The organism is Mucilaginibacter sp. P4_A11, assembly GCF_056402535.1.
Genome location: NZ_JBFUHE010000016.1, coordinates 125,199 through 146,517, shown reverse-complemented (window position 1 = coordinate 146,517; position 21,319 = coordinate 125,199). Strand labels below are relative to the sequence as shown.

Below are 21,319 nucleotides of genomic sequence, written 5' to 3'. Positions count from 1 at the left end.
ATGGGATTAACAGTTCGGGACAGATTGGTTGCATACCGTAATCTTCCAAAGTTTTTTAGCCTGGTTTGGAAAGTTAGCCCCCGGTTAACTTTAACTAACACCCTGATAAGGGTTTTACAAGCAGTTATTCCGCTTGGTTTGCTTAATGTTGGTAAGTATATAATTGATGAGGCCATCGCTATAGCTCATAACAAGGCCTTGCCGTATGATCATCTCTGGAAATTAGTTGCCATTGAGTTTGTACTGATCCTGTTGTTAATTATACTTGGGAAGATCACCTCGCTTATTGATGAACTTTTAGGCGAGCGCTTAACAAACGATACTACCAACATGATCATGCAGCACGCTGCAAAGCTGGACTTGGTGCAGTTTGAAAATTCGCAGTTTTATGATAAACTGGAAAGGGCCAGGCAACAAACCACGGGCCGGGCTATTTTACTAACCCATGTGTTTAGCCAGGTACAGGATTTGATCACTATTACCTCATATGTAGTGGTGCTGGTTGCTTTTAATCCATGGGTCATTATAATCCTTTTGTCGGTTGCCATACCTTCATTGCTTGGCGAATTTTATTATAACAACAAAAATTATACTTTACTACGCAGCCAAACCCAGGCCCGGCGCGAGCTGGATTATTTGAGCCTCGTTGCAAGTAGCGATGTTGCAGCTAAAGAAGTAAGATTGTTTGACCTCTCGCGCTTTTTTATAGATAAATTTAAAAAGATCTCCTACAACCTTTACGATGCCAAACGTAAGTTTGGTGTTAAACGGGTTATTGTAAGTTCTTTAATAAGCATTCCCGGAGTTGTTGGATTTTATGTGGTATTCTTTTACATTGTTCAACAGGTGCTGCAAGGCAGCTTAACAATTGGAGGGCTAACACTTTTATTGGGGACTATAAGGCAACTGGGTGGTTTAATGCAAAATAGTGCCAGGCGGTTTAACGCAGTTGCCCAGGGGGCTATCTACCTTACCGATTTCTTTGATTTTTTCAAGATCATGCCGGCTATCACCATCCCTAACAATCCGCGGCCGTTTCCTGATCCTATTGTTTTAGGCTTTACTTTTGAGGACGTCGGATTTAAATACACTAATTCTGATAAGTGGGCCAACAGGCACTTGAATTTTACCCTTCGCCCGGGTGAAAAACTTGCTTTAGTAGGTGAAAATGGCGCAGGTAAAACTACGCTGGTAAAATTACTGGTGAGGTTGTATGACCCAACCGAAGGCCGCATAACGCTTGATGGTTATGATTTGAAAGAGTATAACATAGACGACATCAGGAAACAAATGGGCATCATCTTTCAGGATTTTATTAAGTATCAAATGCCGGCTTCGGTAAATATTGCAGTTGGGGACATAGGCGAGGTTGATAGAGAAGATCTTATTACCAATGCTGCGAGGCAAAGCCTGGCTCATCCAATAATCGACAGGATGCCTAACAAATATCAGCAAATGCTGGGCACTCATTTCGATACCGGTGTTGAACTTTCAGGCGGCGAATGGCAGAAAGTCGCGCTGGCCAGGGCTTATATGCGAAATGCGCAGATTGTGATCCTGGATGAACCTACAGCCGCTTTGGATGCACGCGCGGAATATGAGGTATTTAAACGTTTTTCGGATATCACCGAAAAAAAGACCGCCGTGCTCATCTCTCACCGCTTTTCAACCGTACGTATGGCAGACAGGATCATTGTGCTTGATAAAGGTGAAATCCTGGAGATAGGGAGCCATGAAGAGCTTTTACAAAAAGGTGATCGCTATGCCGAATTATTTGAATTGCAGGCAGCCGGGTATAAATAAAGGCTACTTGCTAAAACCTTAAATCAATAAAGACATTTACCTAAATAAATAATATAACATTAGTAAGATGGAATTAACCTCATCAACTTTAATTACCGCGTTAATTTTAACTAAAAACGAAGAGCCTAACCTTAAGCGTGTTCTTGACAGGCTAACCTGGTTGCAAAGGGTTGTCATTTTAGATAGCTTTAGTACAGATGCTACGCTGGATATTGCAAATTCCTATACCAATGTTGAAGTTTTTCAACGCAAATTTGATACGCACGGTAATCAATGGAATCACGGGCTTTCATTACTTAAAAGTAAATGGGCGCTAACACTTGATGCCGATTACGTACTTACGCCTGAGTTTATACAGGAAACAAAAAATATAATTGCCAATCCGCAAGATGTAGCCTATGAAACCTCTTTCCGGTTTTTGGTTTTCGGTAAAAAACTTTTGGGCGATAATACAACACCTCGCCCCGTTTTATTTGACATCGATAAATGTATCTATTTTGATGACGGACATACCCAACGTTTAAAAGTGAATGGTACGACAGGCAAATACAAATCTTATATCTTGCATGACGACAGGAAATCCCTGTCACGATGGTTAAGTAACCAGGATGGTTATGCTATTAAGGAAAGTAAAAAGCTGGTTAGTGAGTCGGGCGCCGGAATGCCGATAAGTGGTAAGATCCGGAAGACGAAAGTCTTAGCACCATTTTTAGTGTTTTTTCATTGCCTGTTTGTTAAAGGGTTGATTTTTAGCGGATGGGCCGGGTGGCATTATACGCTTCAGCGCACAATGGTTGAAATATTGCTTGCTTTACGCTTGATTGAAGACGAAAAGCTTGCTGAAAAGCCCGAACCCTCACCAACTTTAACCATTGTTCAGGATGATTTAAAATCACATTTGGCTAAATAATCCATTAACGTTGCATATTTGCATCGTTACAGCTAACACTACTTTATGAAAATACTGCACATTATACCTGCTTATAAACCTGCTTACGGATACGGAGGGCCAACTGAATCGGTATCACGGCTGTGCGAGGGATTGGCGGCTAACGGGCATGATGTTGATGTTTATACTACCACAGCCAACGGTAAAACCGAATTGGATGTTACCCCCGGAGCTGTGATGAATGTAGAAGGGGTGAATGTAACTTATTTTAAACGCATCACCGGCGATCATACTCATGTTAGCCCTGCATTATGGCGAAGGCTTATGAATACAGCTAACCATTATGATGTGATCCATATCCATTCGTGGTGGAGCATTTTAAGCGTGGTAGCTGCACGGATAGCTTTATTCAGTAAAACCAAAGTGATCCTCGCACCACGTGGTATGCTAAGCGAATATGTGTTTGAAACCGGGAACAGCAGCTATAAAAAACTGATCCATAAACTTGGCGGGCGCGTAATTTTAAAGAAATGTGTGCTGCACGCTACAGCCCAGTCTGAGTATATTGAATGCCGGAAACTGATCCCGGGATGGGAAGGTTTTGTTTTACCCAATATTTTATCATTGCCCGATATTGAAGTAAAGGAAACCAACAATGAGTGCTTCACCATTATTTTTATGTCGCGTATTCATCATAAAAAAGGGCTTGAAAAACTATTTACTGCTATAAGTCAGCTTTCTTTTAACCTGAAACTCGTTATTGCCGGCGACGGCGATGATGCATATGTGCAGCAATTAAAACAACTTGCAGATGAGTTGAATATAGCTTCAAAAATTGACTGGATAGGCTGGGTAAACCGGGAGCAAAAATTTGAGCGCCTTAACCAATCAGATCTGTTTATCCTGACATCATTAAATGAAAATTTTGCAAACGTTGTGGTTGAGTCACTGCATATGGGCACTGCCGTTCTGATTTCCGAAAATGTAGGTCTTTCCGATTTTGTTAGTGAAAATAACCTGGGCTGGATCTGCACATTGGATACTGAAAGTATCATTGAAAAGTTGAACGAAGCTTATCTTGGCAAGCAAAAATTAGATTACATCCGCAAGCACGGCCGTGAAATTATCAGAACAACATTTCATGAGCAGGTTCTCATAACAAAGTATTACGAAGAGTATTTAAAATAGACCTCTTTTCTCAATAAAGTTACCATTTCGGGTAACCAGTCACCACACTTCAATTTAGGTGACTAATATATTCTTGTATCTATAAAAACTAAAAATTTAAAGTAAAAAATCATGAAACCAACCTTACTTATCCTGGCCGCAGGTATGGCCAGCCGCTACGGCAGTATGAAACAAATCGACGGTTTTGGCCCTAATGGTGAAACTATAATTGATTATTCTATCTACGATGCAATTAAAGCTGGTTTTGGGAAAGTATGCTTCATTATCCGCGAAGAATTTGCTGATAATTTTAAAGCCATATTTGAACCCAAATTGCAGGGGCTCGTCGAAACTGACTATGTTTTTCAAAGCTATGATCTTAAACCTTTTGGCATTGATAAAACCGTGGAGCGTGCAAAACCATGGGGCACCGCGCATGCTGTTTTAGCTGCACGCGATGCGGTTAAAGAACCATTTTGTGTGATCAATGCCGATGACTATTATGGTTATGATGCATTTGAAAAAATGGTTGGGTTTTTAACTACCGAGGTTGCTGAAGATCAGTATTCATTGATCGGTTATCAGATCAATAACACACTTTCTGAAAACGGGTCAGTATCGCGTGGGGTATGTAAAGTAGACGAAAACGGTAATATGGTGCAGATAAATGAGCGTGCCGAGGTCTATTTTAAAGAGAACGGTGGTATAGCCTACAAAGACGAAACAGGCGAACACGATTTACCGGTTGATACCCGTGTATCAATGAATTTCTGGGGATTTACACCAGCTGTGTTTGAACAAAGCAAGCCAATGTTTGCCAGGTTTGTACACGCAAATGAAGATAAACCCAAAGCTGAGTTTTTTATTCCACTGGTTGCCGATGAGTTAATTAAAACGGGGGCTGCAACCTTTAAGGTTATACCAACCAAATCAAAATGGTTTGGTGTAACTTACGTAAATGACAAAGCTATTGTTCAGGAAAGCATCTCCAAGCTGGTTGAAAACGGCATTTACCCATTAAACTTGTGGGCCGAAAGGTCATTGATTTCATTATAACATATAAGCTAAAAAGTAACAGATTTTATGACAGAAAGAAAAAGGATCCTGATCACCGGAGCAGCCGGCTTTTTAGGCTCGCACCTGTGCGACAGGTTTATTAAAGAAGGTTACCATGTAATAGGCATGGATAACCTGATCACAGGTGATTTGAGAAATATCGAACATTTGTTCAAGCTGGAAAACTTTGAGTTTTATAACCATGACGTATCCACGTTTGTATATGTACCCGGCGAATTGCACTACATCCTGCATTTTGCCTCGCCTGCAAGCCCGATCGATTACCTTAAAATCCCGATCCAAACATTAAAAGTAGGCTCATTGGGCACCCACAACCTGCTTGGGCTTGCCCGTAATAAAAAGGCAAGGATGCTGATCGCATCAACCTCAGAAGTATACGGCGACCCGAACATCAGTCCGCAGCCTGAAGAATATTGGGGCAATGTAAACCCTGTAGGCCCGAGAGGGGTATATGATGAAGCTAAAAGGTTCCAGGAAGCCATCACTATGGCCTACCATACTTTCCACGGGGTCGAAACGAGGATCGTAAGGATCTTCAACACTTATGGCCCAAGGATGAGGCTTAACGATGGTAGGGTATTGCCGGCCTTTATTGGCCAGGCATTGAGGGGCGAATCGCTGACAATGTTTGGCGACGGTTCACAAACCCGGTCGTTTTGTTATGTAGATGATTTGATAGAAGGCATTTACCGTTTACTGCTCAGCGATTATGCCCAGCCGGTGAACATTGGTAACCCAGATGAGATCACGATAAAGCAATTTGGTGAAGAGATCATCAAACTTACGGGCACTGATCAAAAGTTGATCAGCCTGCCGCTACCTACAGATGACCCGAAACAACGTCGTCCGGATATCACGAAGGCCAGGGCCATACTGGGCTGGGAGCCAAAGGTATCCAGAAGTGAAGGTTTGAAGATCACTTTAGAATATTTCAAATCATTACCCGAGCAGGAAATACATCATAAAGACTTTACTTATTACAATAAGTAAAGAGGCTAAATTAGACGGTATAACTACCCCTTAAATAACGAGTAAACGAGGCTGTTTTCGAAAGAGAACGGCCTTTTTTATTGCTGCTTTGCTTGTTTAGATAGAGATTTCTTTAAGTGCATAGGTTGCCGCCCTGCTGGCCGTTAACAATTGCCCCGCCTGGGATACCTTTGCCGGATCTGCAGGATATATTGGTTTTCCGATCCGTACGTGTAAGCACATCCCTTTTTTATTGAAAAGTTCGGCAGGTAGCATAGCGGTTTGCAATGATTTATGAATATACCGGAGTAAACTGAACCCGATACCATTATCGCCATAAAAGTAAACCGGTAATACTGGTACTTTTGCGCGTTCCATGATTTTCCCTACCACCGGGTGCCATTCCCTGTCGGTAATCTGCCTGGTTTTAAAGTCAAAAGCCGAAACCTCACCTGCCGGAAATATGGCCACAGGAACACCCGAGCGCAATTTATGCAATGTGGTTTTTAGCCCTGTAATGCTTGACGTATCTTTAATACTGTCAAAGGGGTTTACAGCAATAACATACTGTTGAAGGTTGGGTACTCTTTTTAGCAGGAAATTACCCATGAACAAAGTTTCGGGCCGGGCTGTAACCAGCAAGCTGAGTAATGCAAGCGATTCAATAGCACCAAACGGATGGTTAGCTACCGCAAGGAAACTGCCCGTTGCGGGAATCTGTGCAAGATCTTCAGGATCAACTTTAACGGTAATACCTAAAAAATCAAGTACGAACCGGCTGAAATCAACACCTTCCAAATCACCGGCCTCATCCATCATGCGGTTGAATTTATCTATCTTCATCAGCCGCATAATAACCGAGCCCAAAAAGGGAAAATTCCCGGTACCCGTTGCTGCCATTACATCACTTTTACTAATCACCGCCATTTGGTGAAGATAGTGTTATGGTGTGAACTTATGACTACATCCGGGTTAACCTTTAATACCCATTGTAAACATGGGCAATCTTTACTTCAGTAAGCCGGCAAAAAATGGCTTAAGCTGTTCCGCTAAGATCTGATGCTCAGCTACACTGGGGTGCCCCGAACAACCATGTGGCTCCATCGGTTCAAAAAAGAATGTAGCTGCAGGTTTATCAGCCGGATAATTTGCATCAATAGTCGTTTTTATTCTGCTCAAACATCTCTGCAATATCTCTCTTGAGTTTCCTTTGATCATCGGGCTTGAAAGCAGGGCGATCCGTGCTTTAGGATATTTTGATTTTACCAACTGTACAAACTTTACGTAATCGTTAACAAAACGTACGGTATCAAAGGCCGCCCTGGACGTACCATCGCCATTGCTCATATCATTAGTGCCTAAGGCAATACTTACAATTTTAGGTTGGTAGGTTTTAAAATCCCATTTCAGGGAATCTTTAACCTGGAAATTTGCGTTTTCGTATACCAACGGCATGGAAGGGGAATCCCTGTTCCAGGTGCGGTAAACGCCTATCCCGCTAACACTTGATAAGATGAAGTTAGCATTCAGCGCTCTTGCTACCCTTGGCCCATAAGCCATATAGGCATTGTGATGGTCCTGGTAATCACCGGTTCCGCAGGGGATCTCTGAGTCATCGGCTGCTGCCCCGCAGGTGATGCTATTACCAATAAATTCTATCAGCGGGAGTTTGGGTGCAGGTAGTGCTTTTATACTGTTTGCAGCTATCTTTGAAAAGATCAAAGCGCCGGTTTGTGCTTCCGTTGCTTTATAGATCCAGATATGGTGGGTACCAGCGCCATCGGTTTTGATGATAATAGGTTCTTTTAAGTTCCCATCTACCCTGATCCTTTTTTGATAAGCGCCGTCCAATTCGTATTGAAGATAATTATGGCCTCCAGCATCTGCAATGGATACATATATAGCACACTCACTCCCTTTAAAACTAAAACCGAAATGTGCCCCTGAAGTGATCAGTGCTAAGTTATGCTGGCTGTTTATGAGTGTGCGTCCTATTGGCCGTAGATTGGCAGAAAAAATGGTGTCAATTTTGCTTTTTGCGTTGCTTTGCAATATGCAAAAAACAGATAAGATAAAAGTAACTAATAGCCTGTTTTTCATAGTATCGCAAGATTACCGATATGGCCGCCGGAATCCAAATACATAAAAATTAATCAGTATAAAATGTTGTAAAAGTATCAGAACAACACAGGCTACAGAAATAAGCTGGTAGGTTAAAGGGCCAAACTATTGTTGGCCCTGCTGGTACTTATAATGTAAATTCTTCAGTGTTTCGATAGTTGCTTCATCTGTAGAGATCCCATAACCTGTTACTAATGTGCCTTTAACACCTTCGGCCGATGCAAGGGCATATACAATAGCTTCGTCGGCAGGGTCGGAGGGGCCTTCGTAACGGTACAAATCGACAATTTTAAATTCTTTTACGGCAAACGTTTCTTCGCCTGCCTTGAGATGATCACCTTCCAGACTAAAATCATGGGTATAGCCTTGTTCTTTTAACTTGGTTATTGCTTCGGTTACTGTTGCGTAGTGAAATTTTTGTTCTTGCATGAGGTAGGATGTTTAGTTATGTTATAGCTAATATACAATTAAAGTACGCTGCCTGTTTCAGTAATTTCTGCCGAAAATGTTTCGGGTTGTACCAAAACAAAGCGTACCAAACTAAACTCCTGCTTAATACAATCGCGGATGCGGTCGATAGCTTCATTGATCTGCTGTGTATCAAGATCTTCTTTGAAAGCCACTATCAGCATCAAAATAATCTCATCGGGAGATTGATAGGTAGAAAGCATGTGCATTACTTTCAAAACAGCGCCGTCACGTTCAACCAGAGCAGCGATCTTAGCACGCGATTCGGATGATATCCCTTCACCCATCAGCAAACTGCGGCTTTCCCTGGCTAAAATGGCAGAAACAGCAACCAGGATCAACCCAACCAATAAGGAGGCGATGCCGTCGAGAACGGGGATATTATAACGATGGTTCAGGAACATGCAAATGCCTACAATAAACAAACCTGCAACGGCGGCACTATCCTCAAACATCACCAAAAAGGTTGAGGGGTCTTTGCTTTTAACTACGGCATCCCACCAGGTTTGATTACCTCTGATTGTGTTAAATTCTTTCAGTGCGATGATGAGCGATGAGCCCTCAAATATGATCGATAAGCCCAAAACGACATAGCTCATAGTTGGATCGCCCAGTGGTTCGGGTTCGCGGATGTGTAAAATGCCCTGGTAAATGGAGAGCCCTCCGCCCAAACCAAATATCATGATAGATACAATGAACGACCAGAAATACAACTCCTTACCGTAACCAAAAGGGTGCGTTTTATCCGGTTCCTTACGTGCCCGGTGCAGGCCAAGCAATAGCAGTAATTCATTGGCTGTATCAACCAGTGAATGGATGCCCTCCGAAATCATAGACCCACTTCGCCCGATAACACCTGCGATAAACTTGGTTATCGCTATCAGCAGATTGGCAATAAGAGCGCTGTATATCGATTTTTTTGATGAGGCCATTTCGCTTAATGGGCTATTACTTCAGCATCGCCAAGTTTTTTAACGTATAGCTCGTCGACCAAAATCACAATAATAGCTACAATAGGCACAGCTAATATGATGCCCAATACACCTGAAAGTGTCCCCATAACTACCTGGCTGATAATAGTAAGAGCCGGCGGCAGGTTGATCATTCGGTTTTGTACTATAGGCACTACAATATTGCTTACAATGGTTTGTGATACTATATAAATGAGCGCTACAATAATTGCCGTATTAGTGCCCATGGTAAGCGCCAGCAAAACACCGGGAATCATCGCTATAGCAGAACCCAAATTGGGGATGATCTTTAACATACCCGCAAATAAGGCCAATATTAATGCAGCTGGAATACTCATAATGCTTAAGCCCGTAGTAAGCAGCACGCCCAGCAATACCATAGATAACAGCATCCCTTTAAGCCAGCCTTTTAGGGAAATGCTTATCCTGTCCATAATATCCTGACCTAATTGCTTTTTTTTATCGGATAGTAAAATAAGGATGCCGTTTTTATATACATCAGGATTGGCGGTAAAAAAGATAGTTAAAAATAAGATGATATAAATATCGCCAAGCACGCCAAAACTGGTACTGAAAAAGTGCTGTACCGTAACCACTACTTTATCAGGATCATTATCGCCCGAAAAATAGTCAAGGATCTGTTGCCCTGTTGGGTTTGATGCCAGTTTAGTCTTAAAATTATTAACCGTATGCGGAAGGGTATCTTTAAGTAAGGCTATTTGATGCTGTATAGTTGTCCCCATCAGATAAAACAAGCCTGCTACAATCAAAAACGAGCCAACTACCGATATAATCATGGCGTACCTTCTGCGCATTTTGGTGTTACGCTCTATAAGGTCACCCAGGCCATGAAAATACGTGGCAATGAGCGCGCCCGACAGGATCATAAGCAATACATTAAAGGCAACGCGCGCTATCAATATTACTACAACCAGCAAAGCGACAATGGCTACGGTGTGCCATACTTTTTCAATATAGGTAAGTTCTTTTTCTTTTTTTGGGGTCATACAGCAGGTGTTTGTTCCATAAACACGTTAATGTGCCCTAAATGTTTTGATTAACTGTAATTTAAGGTTAAGGAGATATTAAGAGAATGGTGATATCGATTGTTTTATGACTTCTTAAAGTATTTTAAAAAGAAAGTGTAACAATTTAAATAAGTTTGTGTAAAATTATCTCACCAACGGATTTTTAACGATATTAGTTAACACCGAACCAAAACTATAACCTTCCAGTTGATGAAAAAAAACTACTACATCGTAACGCTGATTATGCTTACGTTTTTTGTTATTTCATTTTTAACCAATATCATCGGCCCGCTATCTCCCGAGTTTATTAAAGATTTTAAACTGAGTGATGCAATGGCTGGTTTGCTACCCTTCGCTTTTTTTATTGCCTACGGGGTAATGTCAATTCCGTCGAGCATGCTGGTTCAAAAGTATAACGAGAAAACCATCATGGTAGCGGCTTTTGTGGTTGCGTTCTTTGGCTCTTTGCTATTAGCCGTTTATCCTAACTATCTCACCGCAATTTTGTCCCTATTTTTAATTGGTTGTGGTATGGCGATGTTGCAGGTGGTCATTAACCCGTTGCTTCGCACATCGGGCGGGGAGGAAAACTATGCTTTTACATCGGTGTTGGCACAATTGATATTTGGTGGGGCATCGTTTGTTAGTCCGCTGGTTTATTCTTATATGGTTAAAAACATGGGGAGCAGCAAGGGTGGCATTTTTCCATTGCTTGAGGCTCATGTACCGGTAACCATGCCCTGGATCTCGCTTTACTGGCTGTTTGCAGTGATATGTTTGGCCATGTTCGTGATCATGCTGGCCTCCAAATTTCCGAAGGTGGAGCTGGCCAGCGACGAAAAGGCCGGGCCGTGGAAAACACATGTTGATCTTTTTAAAAAGCCGGTTGTTATAGCCTACTTCATAGCGCTGTTTTGCTATGTGGGCAGCGAGCAGGGGGTATCTTACTGGATGTCGGAGTTTTTGCAGAGGTATCACAAATTTGATTCGCGAACTGTTGGAGCCGATGCGGTAGCCTACTTTTGGGGACTGATGACAGCCGGTGGTATTTTAGGTTTGTTTCTGCTTAAACTGATGGATAGCCGTAAGCTACTGGTGATCTTTACCATACTGGCACTTATCTTCCTGTCGCTGGGTTTATTTGGCGGCCCGCAAACCTCGTTGTATTCTTTTTCAATAGTTGGCTTTTTTATGTCTGTAATGTATCCCATCATATTTTCGCTGGCCTTAAGTTCAGTGAGCGAAGATCATGGCTCGTTTGCAGGCATCCTGGTTACGGGCATTATTGGCGGGGCGGTTGTTCAATTGCTGATAGGCGGACTTGGAAGCTGGCTGGGTTTACGGCAAGGGATGTGTTTCCTATACATCACTTTCGGCTATATGCTCTGTATCGGCTTTTGGGCTAAGCCGCTGGTTACCAACAAAACTATTTTTGATAATAAAGCATAAATATATACATGAGCAATATAAAAGTTATAGGTATTGATCTGGGTGCTACCAACATCCGCGGCGCTGTAGTTGATAATAATGCGATTGGAAATATCATATCGCAACGGATAAAAAGCGATGGAAGTGTTGAAGATGTGTTAAATGATATTTACACCGTTGTTGATGCCTTATTGAAAAGCGATACTGCCAATGCTATAGGTATTGGCGTGCCCAGTGTGGTTGACGTAGCCGAAGGCATTGTTTATGATGTGCAATACATCCCCTCGTGGAAGGAAGTACATCTGAAAAAGCTGATGCGGGAGCGTTATAACATTCCGGTATATGTAAATAATGATGCTAATTGCTTTGCCGTTGGCGAATTATATTTTGGAAAGGGAAAAGGTGCAGACAGTATGGTTGGGGTAACCCTGGGTACCGGACTTGGTACAGGTATTATTACCAATGGTAAATTATATGCCGGCCATAATTGCGGTGCCGGTGAGATCGGTTTTTTCCCTTACATCGATAATATCCTGGAGTACTATTGCAGTGGCTCATTCTTTAACAATGTTTATGGACTGGATGGCGTACAGGTATTTAAAGATGCGCAAACCGGCGATGAACAGGCCTTGAAGTTATATGCCGAATTGGGAACCCATGTAGGCAACGCCCTAAAAATGGTTATGTATGCCTATGATCCGGAACTGATCATTTTGGGCGGATCAGTAAGTCAAGCTTTTGACTATTTTAAAGATACCATGTGGCAACAGGTGAAAACTTTTGCGTACACAAAAACGCTTGAACGTATTAAAATTGAGATCTCGGAACTGCAAAACAGTGGCATTATCGGTGCTGCTGCCTTGTATTACGATAACCAGAAATAAACCTGATCCCATGAAAAAAATATTATTAACGTCGGCAATAATCCTGCTCAGTGCTGGAGTATTTGCGCAGGAGCGGCAGGAAAATTTTAACCTGCTATTAAAGGATGACTGGCAGATGCAGTCGGTAGTGACAGCGCCTGCTACGGCTGTCGAAATCTCTAAAGAGAAATTCGATACACAGGGCTGGTATAAGGTTAGCGTGCCTTCAACTATTTTAGCGGGTTTATTGGCTAACCACGTATATAATTTCGATCCGTTTATGGGCAAGAACCTCGAAAAGCTGGCTGATCCGAAACTGGATAAGCCATGGTGGTTCAGGAAAGAGTTCACGCTGCCCGCTGCCGAAAAAGGCAAGAATGTGATCCTTCGCCTGCATGGTATCAATTATAAAGCTAACGTTTGGTTCAATGGCGTTAAGATAGCCGATTCAACCCAAATAAAAGGCCCGTATCGCATCATTGATCTTGATCTCACTAAAAATATCAGCTATGACGGTACCAATACGGTGGCTATTGAAGTGCTCAGGCCGTTCACCCCAAACAAGCGTGATGGCGACCTTGCCATTGACTATGCCGACTGGATCCCGTACCCGCAGGATTATAACGGTGGTATCATCAATAACGTAGAGGTGAAAACTTACAACAAGGTAGGCGTAAAATTCCCGCTGGTTACTACTGATTTTGATTTACCATCACTTGCTGTAGCACATTTAACTGTAGATGCCCAGGTTACCAATTATACCAATAAACCACAGGATGCAGTGATCAAAGGGAGGATCAACGAAAATATTTCCTTCGAGAAAAAAGTGCACCTGCTGGCTAACGAATCAAAGAATGTTAATTTCTCGCCTTTAGAATTTAAGCAGCTTAACGTTAAAGATCCGTCCATTTGGTGGCCCTGGCAGTACGGCAAACCAAACCTGAACCGCATCGAAGTTTCAGCTGTGGTTGATAAAAAGCTGAGCAATTCGGTGTCCGAAAATTTCGGGATCAGGGAGTTTACGTCTAAAATTATTGATGATAACCAGTCGCGCGAGTTTATTATTAATGGCAAGCCCATTATGCTGAGAGGCGCGGCATGGTCGCCGGATATTTTTCAGCGCCGTTCGCCCGAAAGGCAGGAGCAGGAGATCCATTTGGTACGTGATATGAATATGAACATTGTGCGTTCCGAAGGTAAAATGGAAGATGATAATTTTTATGACCTATGCGATAAATATGGCCTGATGGTGATGAATGGCTGGATGTGCTGCGGTACCTGGCAGCACCCCGAAAAATGGGATGCCGCAGAACGTAAGGTTGCCATGGCATCTGACAGTAGTGTAATGTACTGGCTGCGTAATAAAGCCAGCTTGTTTGTGTGGCTCAACGGCAGCGATATGCCGCCTACCGATACTTCTGTTGAGCGTGATTACCTAAAAATTGAAAAGCAATTGAAATGGCCAAACCCGTTGCTGGCAACGGCTAACGAAAGTAAGTCAAAAGTATCAGGATATAGCGGTGTAAAAATGGCCGGCCCGTATGAGTGGGTACCGCCGATTTACTGGGAAACTGATGCTACCAAAAAGTTTGGCGGTACTTACAGCTTCGCAACCGAAATTTCACCTGGCCCCTCAATTCCACCTTATGAAAGCCTGGTGAAATTTATTCCTAAAGATTCATTAAACGTAACCTCTGCCGATTGGAATTATCATTGCGGTACAGGTTCATTCGGGACAACTAAAGTATTTACCAAAGCGCTTTATGGCCGTTACGGCGAAACTGCATCCATCAAAAATTATGTTGCCAAGGCACAGGCTCAAAACTACGAAGCCCACCGCGCCATGATGGAAGCATACGGATTAAACAAGTACCAAACCGCCACCGGTGTAGTACAATGGATGCTGAGCAACCCATGGCCGGGCATCATTTGGCATACATACGATTATTATTTGTACCCTGCAGGCACTTATTTCGGTATGAAAAAGGCCATGGAGCCGTTGCACGTGCTGTATTCGTACAAAACAAATGAGGTAGCGGTGATCAATTCATACTTGAAAACCTTCACAGGTTTAAAGGTTAAGGCAGATGTTTATAATTTGGATGGTTCAAATAAATTCAGCAAAACCGCCACAGCTGATATCGGCGCCGATGGATCAAAAAGATTATTTGTCCTGCCGGCTGTTACAGGTTTATCTGATACTTACCTCTTACGCCTTGAACTAAGCGATAAAAACGGCGAAACCAAAAGCATCAACTGGTACTGGCTGTCAAAGAAGGGTGATGAGTTGAACTGGAAAAAATCAAACTGGTTTACTACGCCGCAATCTGCCTATGCAGATTATTCAGCATTGCAATCTTTGCCTAAAACCAAATTGGCCTTTAGCCAAACCAGTAAAGCCGAAGGGGATAGTACTTCATACACCGTAACCATTAAAAACATCGGCAGCGCCGTAGCTTTCTTTGTACACCTTCGTGCTTTGAAAGGGCAGAGCGGTGATGATATTTTACCGGTGATTTTCAGTGATAATTATATCTCATTAGCCCCGGGTGAAAGCCGAGTAATTAAATCTACTTACAATAATAAAAATGCAGATGGCGCTACACCATATTTCCTAACCTCGGCCTGGAATTTGGATACAACCGGGAGCACAGGTGACAGCGGATTTGAGGATGGACTGCCGAAAGAGTAGTTTTTAGAAAGATCGTATATAAAAACGGCCAGGCAATTTGCCCGGCCGTTTGCTTTCTTAGGGGAAAGGGTTTTATTTTAATTCAAGTGTTACTACAGATTTGGCAGGCAGGCTAACCACTAACTTGTCGCCATCTTTCTTAGCACCGGTAAAAGCGTTCAGATGGATTTTGTTGGCATCTTTAAATGTATTAACATCAGTTAAATTAGCTGAGGTTAGCACCTGTCCACTAACAGTTTGCCATTTTACATCGCTGAGGGCGGTTGTAATGGTTATGCTGTTGTGAGGGTCAAGGTTCACTAAAGAGATATGTACCTTGCCAGATGCATCCTGTGAGGCAGAGGCATTTACTGCTTCAATCTTTTTACCGTCAACTTCATAATCAGGTACGCTTAGTTTAATAGGCAGGTATTTGGCATCCTGGTGCACCTTGTACATATCAAATATGTGGTAAGTAGGGGTAAGCACCATTTTCTCTTTATCGGTTAAAATCAATGCCTGTAATACGTTAATGGTTTGGGCAAGGGCAGCCATTTTAACACGGTCACTATGGTTGTTGAATATGTTAAGCGTTGTACCGGCTATCAAAGCATCGCGTAAGCTGTTTTGCTGAAAAAGGAAGCCGGGGTTTGTACCCGGTTCGGCATCTGTCCAAACACCCCACTCGTCAACAACAAGGGCTACTTTTTTCTCCGGGTCATATTTATCCATAATGGCCGAATGCTTGGTAACCAGTTCTTCCATTTTAAGGCAGTTAACCATAGTGCCAAAGTATTCTTTCTCACTAAAATCAGTTGCCGAACCTTTTTTACCCCAGTTACCTGTTGGTATCGTATAATAATGTAACGACAGGCCTGACATCATCCCGCTTGGAATATTTTTCATACAAACTTCTGTCCAGCGGTAATCATCGGCATTTGGTCCGCTGGCAATCTTATTGAGTTTAGCGCCAGGGTAATCTTTGGCAAACGAAGCATAGCGTTTAAACAAATCGGCGTAGTACTCAGGAGTCATGTTACCGCCGCAGCCCCAGCTTTCGTTACCAACACCCCAAAAAGTTACTTTATAGGGTGCCGGGTGCCCGTTTTTCTTACGCAGCTGCACTACAGTGCTGGTGCTGTTTGAGTTTAAGTATTCAATCCATTTTGACATTTCATCAACCGTACCGCTGCCTACGTTACCTGCAATGTATGGCTCGCAACCCAGCAAATCACAAAGTTCCAGGAACTCGTGTGTGCCAAAGCTGTTATCTTCGGTAATGCCACCCCAGTTCGTGTTTACCATACGCGGACGTCCGGCAGGAGCTCCAATGCCATCGCGCCAGTGATATTCGTCGGCGAAACAGCCGCCGGGCCAACGCAGGTTAGGGATTTTTATCTTTTTGAGGGCATCAACAATATCAAGCCTGATGCGATCCTGCTTTTTTACCGGCAGGGTTTTATCAACCCAAAAACCGCCATAAATGCCGTGACCGAGGTGCTCAGCAAACTGGCCATAAATGTGTTTGCTGATGGTGGTTTTTGAATCGGTACTGATATTAAGTGTACCTGTTTGCCCGAAGGATGCCGAGCTTAATAAGGACAAAGCGATAACGCCGAGGTGTAAAAACGGGTTCTTTTTCATTGAAACTTAAGTTTGCTAATTGTACAGTAAAGAAAAGAAAAATTTTATTAATAAGTGTTAAAAGAACAATAAAAAATAATGAACCATGATTAGCTTGATTTAAGGATTACCTTGAATTATAAGCATGTTGGAAATGAAAACCAATGATTAACCTCAAGATCAGCGTTATCATGAAATCCTTAAATCAAGCTAATCACGGTTCCTTATAAACTCTTCAAACTTTTTACTGCTGTAATCCGCCGCGCCGGAGTGTTTGTAAATGAGCTTGCCATCTTTACCAAATACCAGGGTAGTGGGGATGGTACCATCAAGCAAAGTAACGGGTACGTTGCTCATTTGGGTATATAAAGGCAGGTGGTAGCCATTTTTAAGCATAAAAGCTTTGGCTTTGAGGAGGTCGTTATCTACATCAACCAAAAGGAAGGCGACTCCTGGGTCGTTCCTGAACTTTTTGTAGAGGTCATTAACTTTAGGCATTTCGGCAATGCAAGGTGGACACCAGGTTGCCCAATAATTGATAAATACTACTTTAGGTTTTAAGGCGCTTAACGCTATAATACTGCCGTTGGCATCTTTAAATTGAATGTCGGGAATATTGGTAAAGCTTTCCCGGTGTTTAGCATATCCCTCAGCATCTGGCTGGAAAAAGCCAACTGACATTAAACCTCTGATCAGATAACCTTTGGCATTTGGATAAAAAATAATAAGCAGTGCCAATGCCATAATCAGCGTACTGAAAATGTTTGAAACCGATATCTTTTTCCGTTGGATCATTATAAGATATTAAAATGCTTTTTAATAGAGTATTAAATTTTCGTTTCAGGCCTTGTGTTGTTGGTATCTAAATCTAAGTGCTCCTGCTTTTGCTATTCGACATTTTTCGTTAGGCGAGGAGAATCTATATATTATCTTGTAGCACCTGGACAATTCGCAGTGCTTTCACAACAATTACTACGCGTACAACTATCTACTATGCGCATAAATTTAAATACACTGTCTTTAGTGCTATAACTTAATTTTTTCTCTGTTTCGAGATAAATCAAATCTGTTTTATATAGCCGGAATAATCTGTTCACTTTAATAAATTGACTATCACAAACCTTTAAGGCGCTCAGAAAATCCTTTTGAGCGTCATTTTGTTTCATACAATCACAATAATTTGATGCAAATTCTTCGGCATCGGTTATTTCTTTTAATCCCGTATTGTTTCTGCAAGAAACTAACATAATATATAAAATGATAACAGCTGCAGTTGCTGAATTTTTCATTAAAATAACCGTTTATTGATTTATTAAAATTGAGACATATCTATGAATCTTTTCGTCTTAGCATTGGATTAACTCACTGCGGCAATTTCTCCCTTATCGCTCCATAAACCCAGGTACCTAAAATAGCACTCAAAAGTGTAATGGAAGTAACCAAAAAACCGCTGCCTATCTGCGCAAACAGCGGACCCGGGCATGCGCCAGTAATGGCCCATCCCAAACCAAATATCAGCCCTCCATAAACATTGCCCCAGTTAAATTTTTTATCAGGAATAGCAATGGCTTCTCCCGAAAGGGCTTTAATTTTGAAACGTTTAATGATCAAAACGGAGCTCATCCCTACAACAATGGCGCTGCCAATAATACCGTACATATGAAACGATTGCAGTCTGAACATTTCCTGGATCCTGAACCAGGAGATCACCTCCGATTTTACCAGCACTATGCCAAAAAGCAGACCTGCAAACAAGTATTTGATATTACGCATATTATAAATGTAAAAGGTAAGGTAAAATAAACCAGGTCATGATAAAGCCGCCGGCCATAAAACAGCAGGTAGCCACCAATGATGGCCATTGTAGGTTCGAAATGCCCATAATAGCATGCCCGGATGTGCAGCCGCCGGCATACCTTGTTCCAAAGCCTACCAAAAATCCGCCAACCACCATAAAAATGAAGCCCCTTAAAGTAAGCAACTGATCAAAACTGAAAACATCCTTTGGTAGTAAACCATTAAAATCTTTAATACCTTGTTGTTTAAGCAGGGTATGGGATTGCGGGCTAATATTAACCTGATGATTGGCCGAAAGAAACTGAGTAGCTATAAACCCGCCCAAAACAATGCCGGCAACAAAAAACAGATTCCAGCTTTCTTTTTTCCAGTCGTATTTAAAAAATGAAATATTAGCAGGGATACATGCTGCGCAGATATGCCTCAATGACGATGAAATGCCAAAGGTTTTATTGCCGATGATGAGCAGTGCTGGCACAACGAGGCCTATCAGCGGACCAGCCACATACCAGGGCCAGGGTTGGGTTATTAAATCCATAGTCTACAGGTTAATAAATAGCAAATATATCCAATGTAAATTGGCAAATTATCAATTTCATTCCTGTTAAACTGTGATTTGTACAATTTAAATTTTTATTTGTTTTAACAATATTGTTACATATATTTACTGTTGATTATATACCCTAACAGTAATTTCTTTTGGTGAAAAAGTTTATAGCAATACTATTGTTGAATGTACATCTGTTCAATTTGGGCGGGTACAATTTGGCATTCCAGTATTTTATTCACCGGTCTGAAGTGCAAATTGTAAAAGAAATTTATGAAAACAAGGTTGATGCTACCAAGCTTGTTGAGATCAAGATCCCTGTACATCTTCCCCAAATCCACAGCTGGGCTGGCTATGTACATGATCAGGGGCAATTGCAGTTAAAAGGCGTATACTATAATTATCTGCGTTATAAGGTTACGCAGGATACGATGTCGTTCATTTGTATAGCCAACAGTGTTAAAACACGTTTGGTTAAAGCTAATCTCATTATTGCTAAAGAAATAAGCGATGTGCCCTTAAGTAAAAAGGGGCACGATCAATCGCAGAAAAAAGCAAACACCGGAAGCGAGTATAGCTTCCAGGTTATGCACTACCAATTCTTATCTTACGGAAGGATATTAAAGGTACATTCACGCCCTATAGCCTACCATGTAAATTCACCCTTCATTGAGTCACCCGGCAAACCGCCAAACTCTGTATGCTGATTGTTGCCTGTAAATTGTGAAATAAATTGATTTGTGTGCCTGTAGTTTAAGGATACAAACCGTTTTTATCATTTTGCTGTAGGAAGTAACCGGGTTCTTTTCCATGTTATATAAAACAGCTTCTGTTTACGGCTTTGATCTGCTCCTTAAAGCTGATGTATTGTCAACCATCGCCATTAAGCGGTTGTAGTTGATAATGTTGATCCGGCTTGTTAACCATTGTATTATTAATTATTACCCTTTATTTAAACGTAATGAAATTTATGTCGCTGTATTTTTACAGATGTTGTATTGTAGTTTCTTTTTTATTGGCTGTTGTGCAAAGTGCCAAAGCCCAAACCGATGCTGATGCATTGATGATCCCTAAAAATTATTTTTGTGCTGCCGCAGTATACACCCATGGGAGTTGGGACCATTACTGGGAAGGTACATTTAAACGGGATAATCAAAACTTAGGCACCGTAAGCACAAATGTTTACAGTCTGGGTGGTAACTATGGTCTTTCAAACCGGATCAACCTGCTGTTTATGGTTCCTTATGTAACCACAAACGCATCTGCTGGTACTTTACGTGGCGAAAGGTCATTTCAGGACCTTACTCTTTCGGTTAAATGGATGGCTGTGAAAGAAGAGATAGGCCGTGGCTTATTCAGTGTTCATGCTATCGCAACAGGTACTTTGCCTTTAGCCAATTATCAAGCCGACTTTCTGCCTTTATCTGTAGGTTTGCACAGCAAAAACGTAGCGTTGCGTGCTTTGCTTAACTATCAAACAGGGAGGTTCTTCGTAGCCGGTTCGGGTCAGTATATCCGTCGTGACAATATTACTATCGACAGAACTTCATACTATACTACCGAAATGCACTACACCAATGAGGTACAACTGCCAAACGCCACTAACTTTATGTTTAGCAGCGGTTACCGCAGCCTTAAATTTAATGCCGAAGCTACATTTACTAAAATTACAAGTACAAGTGGTTTTGATATCCGTAAAAACGATATGCCTTTTCCAAGTAACCGTATGAATAGTACTGCTGTTGGTTTAATACTTAAATATAGCTTACAATCGGTAAGCGGGCTTGAGTTTACTGCCGGTGGTAACTATGTTTTGGATGGACGAAACGTTGGCCAAACACGGTCGGGATATGCTGGTGTGTACTATGTATTTAGCACCAAAAAGGAGAAGTAATAA

General features: G+C 41.9%; 20 protein-coding genes. 10 read left to right on the top strand and 10 right to left on the bottom strand.

The annotated features are described in order from the left end of the window. The 5 genes from AC1DUD_RS25510 (at nucleotide 1) to AC1DUD_RS25490 (ending at nucleotide 5,926) form a co-directional block, all read left to right on the top strand. Nucleotides 1-1,803, top strand: a complete 1,803-nt coding sequence (locus AC1DUD_RS25510; RefSeq protein ID WP_477379729.1) for an ABC transporter ATP-binding protein — start codon at nucleotides 1-3, stop codon at nucleotides 1,801-1,803. Nucleotides 1,804-1,870: 67 nt separating this feature from the next. Then, nucleotides 1,871-2,713, top strand: a complete 843-nt coding sequence (locus AC1DUD_RS25505; protein WP_477379727.1) for a glycosyltransferase family 2 protein — start codon at nucleotides 1,871-1,873, stop codon at nucleotides 2,711-2,713. A gap of 45 nt (nucleotides 2,714-2,758) precedes the next feature. Next, nucleotides 2,759-3,880 carry an XrtY-associated glycosyltransferase XYAG1 gene (locus AC1DUD_RS25500; protein WP_477379725.1) on the top strand — a complete coding sequence of 374 codons (1,122 nt, stop codon included), beginning with the start codon at nucleotides 2,759-2,761 and terminating at the stop codon, nucleotides 3,878-3,880. Nucleotides 3,881-3,991: 111 nt separating this feature from the next. Then, entirely contained in the window at nucleotides 3,992-4,915 is a 924-nt protein-coding gene (locus tag AC1DUD_RS25495) for a sugar phosphate nucleotidyltransferase (RefSeq protein ID WP_477379723.1), read from the top strand. A 27-nt stretch (nucleotides 4,916-4,942) separates the two neighbouring features. Continuing rightward, nucleotides 4,943-5,926, top strand: coding sequence for a UDP-glucuronic acid decarboxylase family protein (locus AC1DUD_RS25490; RefSeq protein WP_477379721.1), 984 nt, complete (start codon nucleotides 4,943-4,945; stop codon nucleotides 5,924-5,926). Nucleotides 5,927-6,022: 96 nt separating this feature from the next. Here the strand turns inward: AC1DUD_RS25490 and AC1DUD_RS25485 are convergent, their stop codons facing one another. The 5 genes from AC1DUD_RS25485 to AC1DUD_RS25465 form a co-directional block, all read right to left on the bottom strand. Further along, nucleotides 6,023-6,832 carry a lysophospholipid acyltransferase family protein gene (locus AC1DUD_RS25485; protein WP_477379719.1) on the bottom strand — a complete coding sequence of 270 codons (810 nt, stop codon included), beginning with the start codon at nucleotides 6,830-6,832 and terminating at the stop codon, nucleotides 6,023-6,025. Between the two features lie 81 nt (nucleotides 6,833-6,913). Then, nucleotides 6,914-8,005, bottom strand: coding sequence for an SGNH/GDSL hydrolase family protein (locus AC1DUD_RS25480; protein ID WP_477379717.1), 1,092 nt, complete (start codon nucleotides 8,003-8,005; stop codon nucleotides 6,914-6,916). A 126-nt stretch (nucleotides 8,006-8,131) separates the two neighbouring features. Then, complete coding sequence (locus AC1DUD_RS25475; protein WP_477379715.1) at nucleotides 8,132-8,455, bottom strand: phosphoribosylpyrophosphate synthetase; 324 nt, start codon at nucleotides 8,453-8,455, stop codon at nucleotides 8,132-8,134. A 38-nt stretch (nucleotides 8,456-8,493) separates the two neighbouring features. Then, nucleotides 8,494-9,426, bottom strand: a complete 933-nt coding sequence (locus tag AC1DUD_RS25470; protein WP_477379713.1) for a cation diffusion facilitator family transporter — start codon at nucleotides 9,424-9,426, stop codon at nucleotides 8,494-8,496. A gap of 5 nt (nucleotides 9,427-9,431) precedes the next feature. Continuing rightward, nucleotides 9,432-10,472: an AI-2E family transporter gene (locus tag AC1DUD_RS25465; RefSeq protein WP_477379711.1), complete on the bottom strand. Its 1,041-nt coding sequence runs from the start codon at nucleotides 10,470-10,472 to the stop codon at nucleotides 9,432-9,434. Between the two features lie 231 nt (nucleotides 10,473-10,703). Here AC1DUD_RS25465 and AC1DUD_RS25460 point away from each other — a divergent pair, with 231 nt between their 5' ends. Genes AC1DUD_RS25460 through AC1DUD_RS25450 form a run of 3 tightly spaced genes read left to right on the top strand, consistent with a single transcriptional unit; the run spans nucleotide 10,704 to nucleotide 15,476 of the window. Further along, a complete protein-coding gene (locus AC1DUD_RS25460; protein WP_477379709.1) occupies nucleotides 10,704-11,942 on the top strand; it encodes an MFS transporter in 1,239 nt (412 codons plus the stop codon). A gap of 8 nt (nucleotides 11,943-11,950) precedes the next feature. After that, nucleotides 11,951-12,805: an ROK family protein gene (locus AC1DUD_RS25455; RefSeq protein ID WP_477379707.1), complete on the top strand. Its 855-nt coding sequence runs from the start codon at nucleotides 11,951-11,953 to the stop codon at nucleotides 12,803-12,805. Nucleotides 12,806-12,815: 10 nt separating this feature from the next. Continuing rightward, complete coding sequence (locus AC1DUD_RS25450) at nucleotides 12,816-15,476, top strand: glycoside hydrolase family 2 protein (protein ID WP_477379705.1); 2,661 nt, start codon at nucleotides 12,816-12,818, stop codon at nucleotides 15,474-15,476. Nucleotides 15,477-15,548: 72 nt separating this feature from the next. On the opposite strand, the gene AC1DUD_RS25445 is transcribed toward AC1DUD_RS25450, so the two are convergent. The 5 genes from AC1DUD_RS25445 to AC1DUD_RS25425 form a co-directional block, all read right to left on the bottom strand. Next, nucleotides 15,549-17,099 (bottom strand): alpha-N-arabinofuranosidase, encoded by a 1,551-nt coding sequence (locus AC1DUD_RS25445; RefSeq protein WP_477379703.1) that lies wholly within the window; start codon nucleotides 17,097-17,099, stop codon nucleotides 15,549-15,551. A gap of 189 nt (nucleotides 17,100-17,288) precedes the next feature. Next, a complete protein-coding gene (locus AC1DUD_RS25440) occupies nucleotides 17,289-17,873 on the bottom strand; it encodes a TlpA family protein disulfide reductase (protein WP_477379701.1) in 585 nt (194 codons plus the stop codon). Nucleotides 17,874-18,004: 131 nt separating this feature from the next. Next, a complete protein-coding gene (locus tag AC1DUD_RS25435) occupies nucleotides 18,005-18,367 on the bottom strand; it encodes a hypothetical protein (protein WP_477379699.1) in 363 nt (120 codons plus the stop codon). Between the two features lie 73 nt (nucleotides 18,368-18,440). Beyond that, nucleotides 18,441-18,851 carry a DUF6691 family protein gene (locus AC1DUD_RS25430; protein ID WP_477379697.1) on the bottom strand — a complete coding sequence of 137 codons (411 nt, stop codon included), beginning with the start codon at nucleotides 18,849-18,851 and terminating at the stop codon, nucleotides 18,441-18,443. 1 nt (nucleotide 18,852) lies between these two features. Continuing rightward, on the bottom strand, nucleotides 18,853-19,413 hold the full coding sequence (locus AC1DUD_RS25425; protein ID WP_477379695.1) for a YeeE/YedE family protein: 561 nt from the start codon (nucleotides 19,411-19,413) through the stop codon (nucleotides 18,853-18,855). A gap of 164 nt (nucleotides 19,414-19,577) precedes the next feature. Here AC1DUD_RS25425 and AC1DUD_RS25420 point away from each other — a divergent pair, with 164 nt between their 5' ends. Together AC1DUD_RS25420 and AC1DUD_RS25415 are read left to right on the top strand one after the other, a co-directional pair. Continuing rightward, a complete protein-coding gene (locus AC1DUD_RS25420; RefSeq protein ID WP_477379693.1) occupies nucleotides 19,578-20,129 on the top strand; it encodes a hypothetical protein in 552 nt (183 codons plus the stop codon). A 263-nt stretch (nucleotides 20,130-20,392) separates the two neighbouring features. Beyond that, entirely contained in the window at nucleotides 20,393-21,316 is a 924-nt protein-coding gene (locus AC1DUD_RS25415) for a hypothetical protein (RefSeq protein ID WP_477379691.1), read from the top strand. Nucleotides 21,317-21,319: the final 3 nt, after the last annotated feature.

Bases quoted from the DNA above. Each gene is read 5' to 3' on its own strand.
- AC1DUD_RS25490 (WP_477379721.1), top strand. From the start codon at position 4,943: ATGACAGAAAGAAAAAGGATCCTGATCACCGGAGCAGCCGGCTTTTTA.
- AC1DUD_RS25425 (WP_477379695.1), bottom strand. From the start codon at position 19,413: ATGGATTTAATAACCCAACCCTGGCCCTGGTATGTGGCTGGTCCGCTG.
- AC1DUD_RS25445 (WP_477379703.1), bottom strand. From the start codon at position 17,099: ATGAAAAAGAACCCGTTTTTACACCTCGGCGTTATCGCTTTGTCCTTA.
- AC1DUD_RS25460 (WP_477379709.1), top strand. From the start codon at position 10,704: ATGAAAAAAAACTACTACATCGTAACGCTGATTATGCTTACGTTTTTT.
- AC1DUD_RS25465 (WP_477379711.1), bottom strand. From the start codon at position 10,472: ATGACCCCAAAAAAAGAAAAAGAACTTACCTATATTGAAAAAGTATGG.
- AC1DUD_RS25510 (WP_477379729.1), top strand. From the start codon at position 1: ATGGGATTAACAGTTCGGGACAGATTGGTTGCATACCGTAATCTTCCA.
- AC1DUD_RS25475 (WP_477379715.1), bottom strand. From the start codon at position 8,455: ATGCAAGAACAAAAATTTCACTACGCAACAGTAACCGAAGCAATAACC.
- AC1DUD_RS25470 (WP_477379713.1), bottom strand. From the start codon at position 9,426: ATGGCCTCATCAAAAAAATCGATATACAGCGCTCTTATTGCCAATCTG.
- AC1DUD_RS25495 (WP_477379723.1), top strand. From the start codon at position 3,992: ATGAAACCAACCTTACTTATCCTGGCCGCAGGTATGGCCAGCCGCTAC.
- AC1DUD_RS25480 (WP_477379717.1), bottom strand. From the start codon at position 8,005: ATGAAAAACAGGCTATTAGTTACTTTTATCTTATCTGTTTTTTGCATA.
- AC1DUD_RS25505 (WP_477379727.1), top strand. From the start codon at position 1,871: ATGGAATTAACCTCATCAACTTTAATTACCGCGTTAATTTTAACTAAA.
- AC1DUD_RS25430 (WP_477379697.1), bottom strand. From the start codon at position 18,851: ATGCGTAATATCAAATACTTGTTTGCAGGTCTGCTTTTTGGCATAGTG.
- AC1DUD_RS25440 (WP_477379701.1), bottom strand. From the start codon at position 17,873: ATGATCCAACGGAAAAAGATATCGGTTTCAAACATTTTCAGTACGCTG.
- AC1DUD_RS25415 (WP_477379691.1), top strand. From the start codon at position 20,393: ATGTCGCTGTATTTTTACAGATGTTGTATTGTAGTTTCTTTTTTATTG.
- AC1DUD_RS25435 (WP_477379699.1), bottom strand. From the start codon at position 18,367: ATGAAAAATTCAGCAACTGCAGCTGTTATCATTTTATATATTATGTTA.
- AC1DUD_RS25485 (WP_477379719.1), bottom strand. From the start codon at position 6,832: ATGGCGGTGATTAGTAAAAGTGATGTAATGGCAGCAACGGGTACCGGG.
- AC1DUD_RS25500 (WP_477379725.1), top strand. From the start codon at position 2,759: ATGAAAATACTGCACATTATACCTGCTTATAAACCTGCTTACGGATAC.
- AC1DUD_RS25450 (WP_477379705.1), top strand. From the start codon at position 12,816: ATGAAAAAAATATTATTAACGTCGGCAATAATCCTGCTCAGTGCTGGA.
- AC1DUD_RS25455 (WP_477379707.1), top strand. From the start codon at position 11,951: ATGAGCAATATAAAAGTTATAGGTATTGATCTGGGTGCTACCAACATC.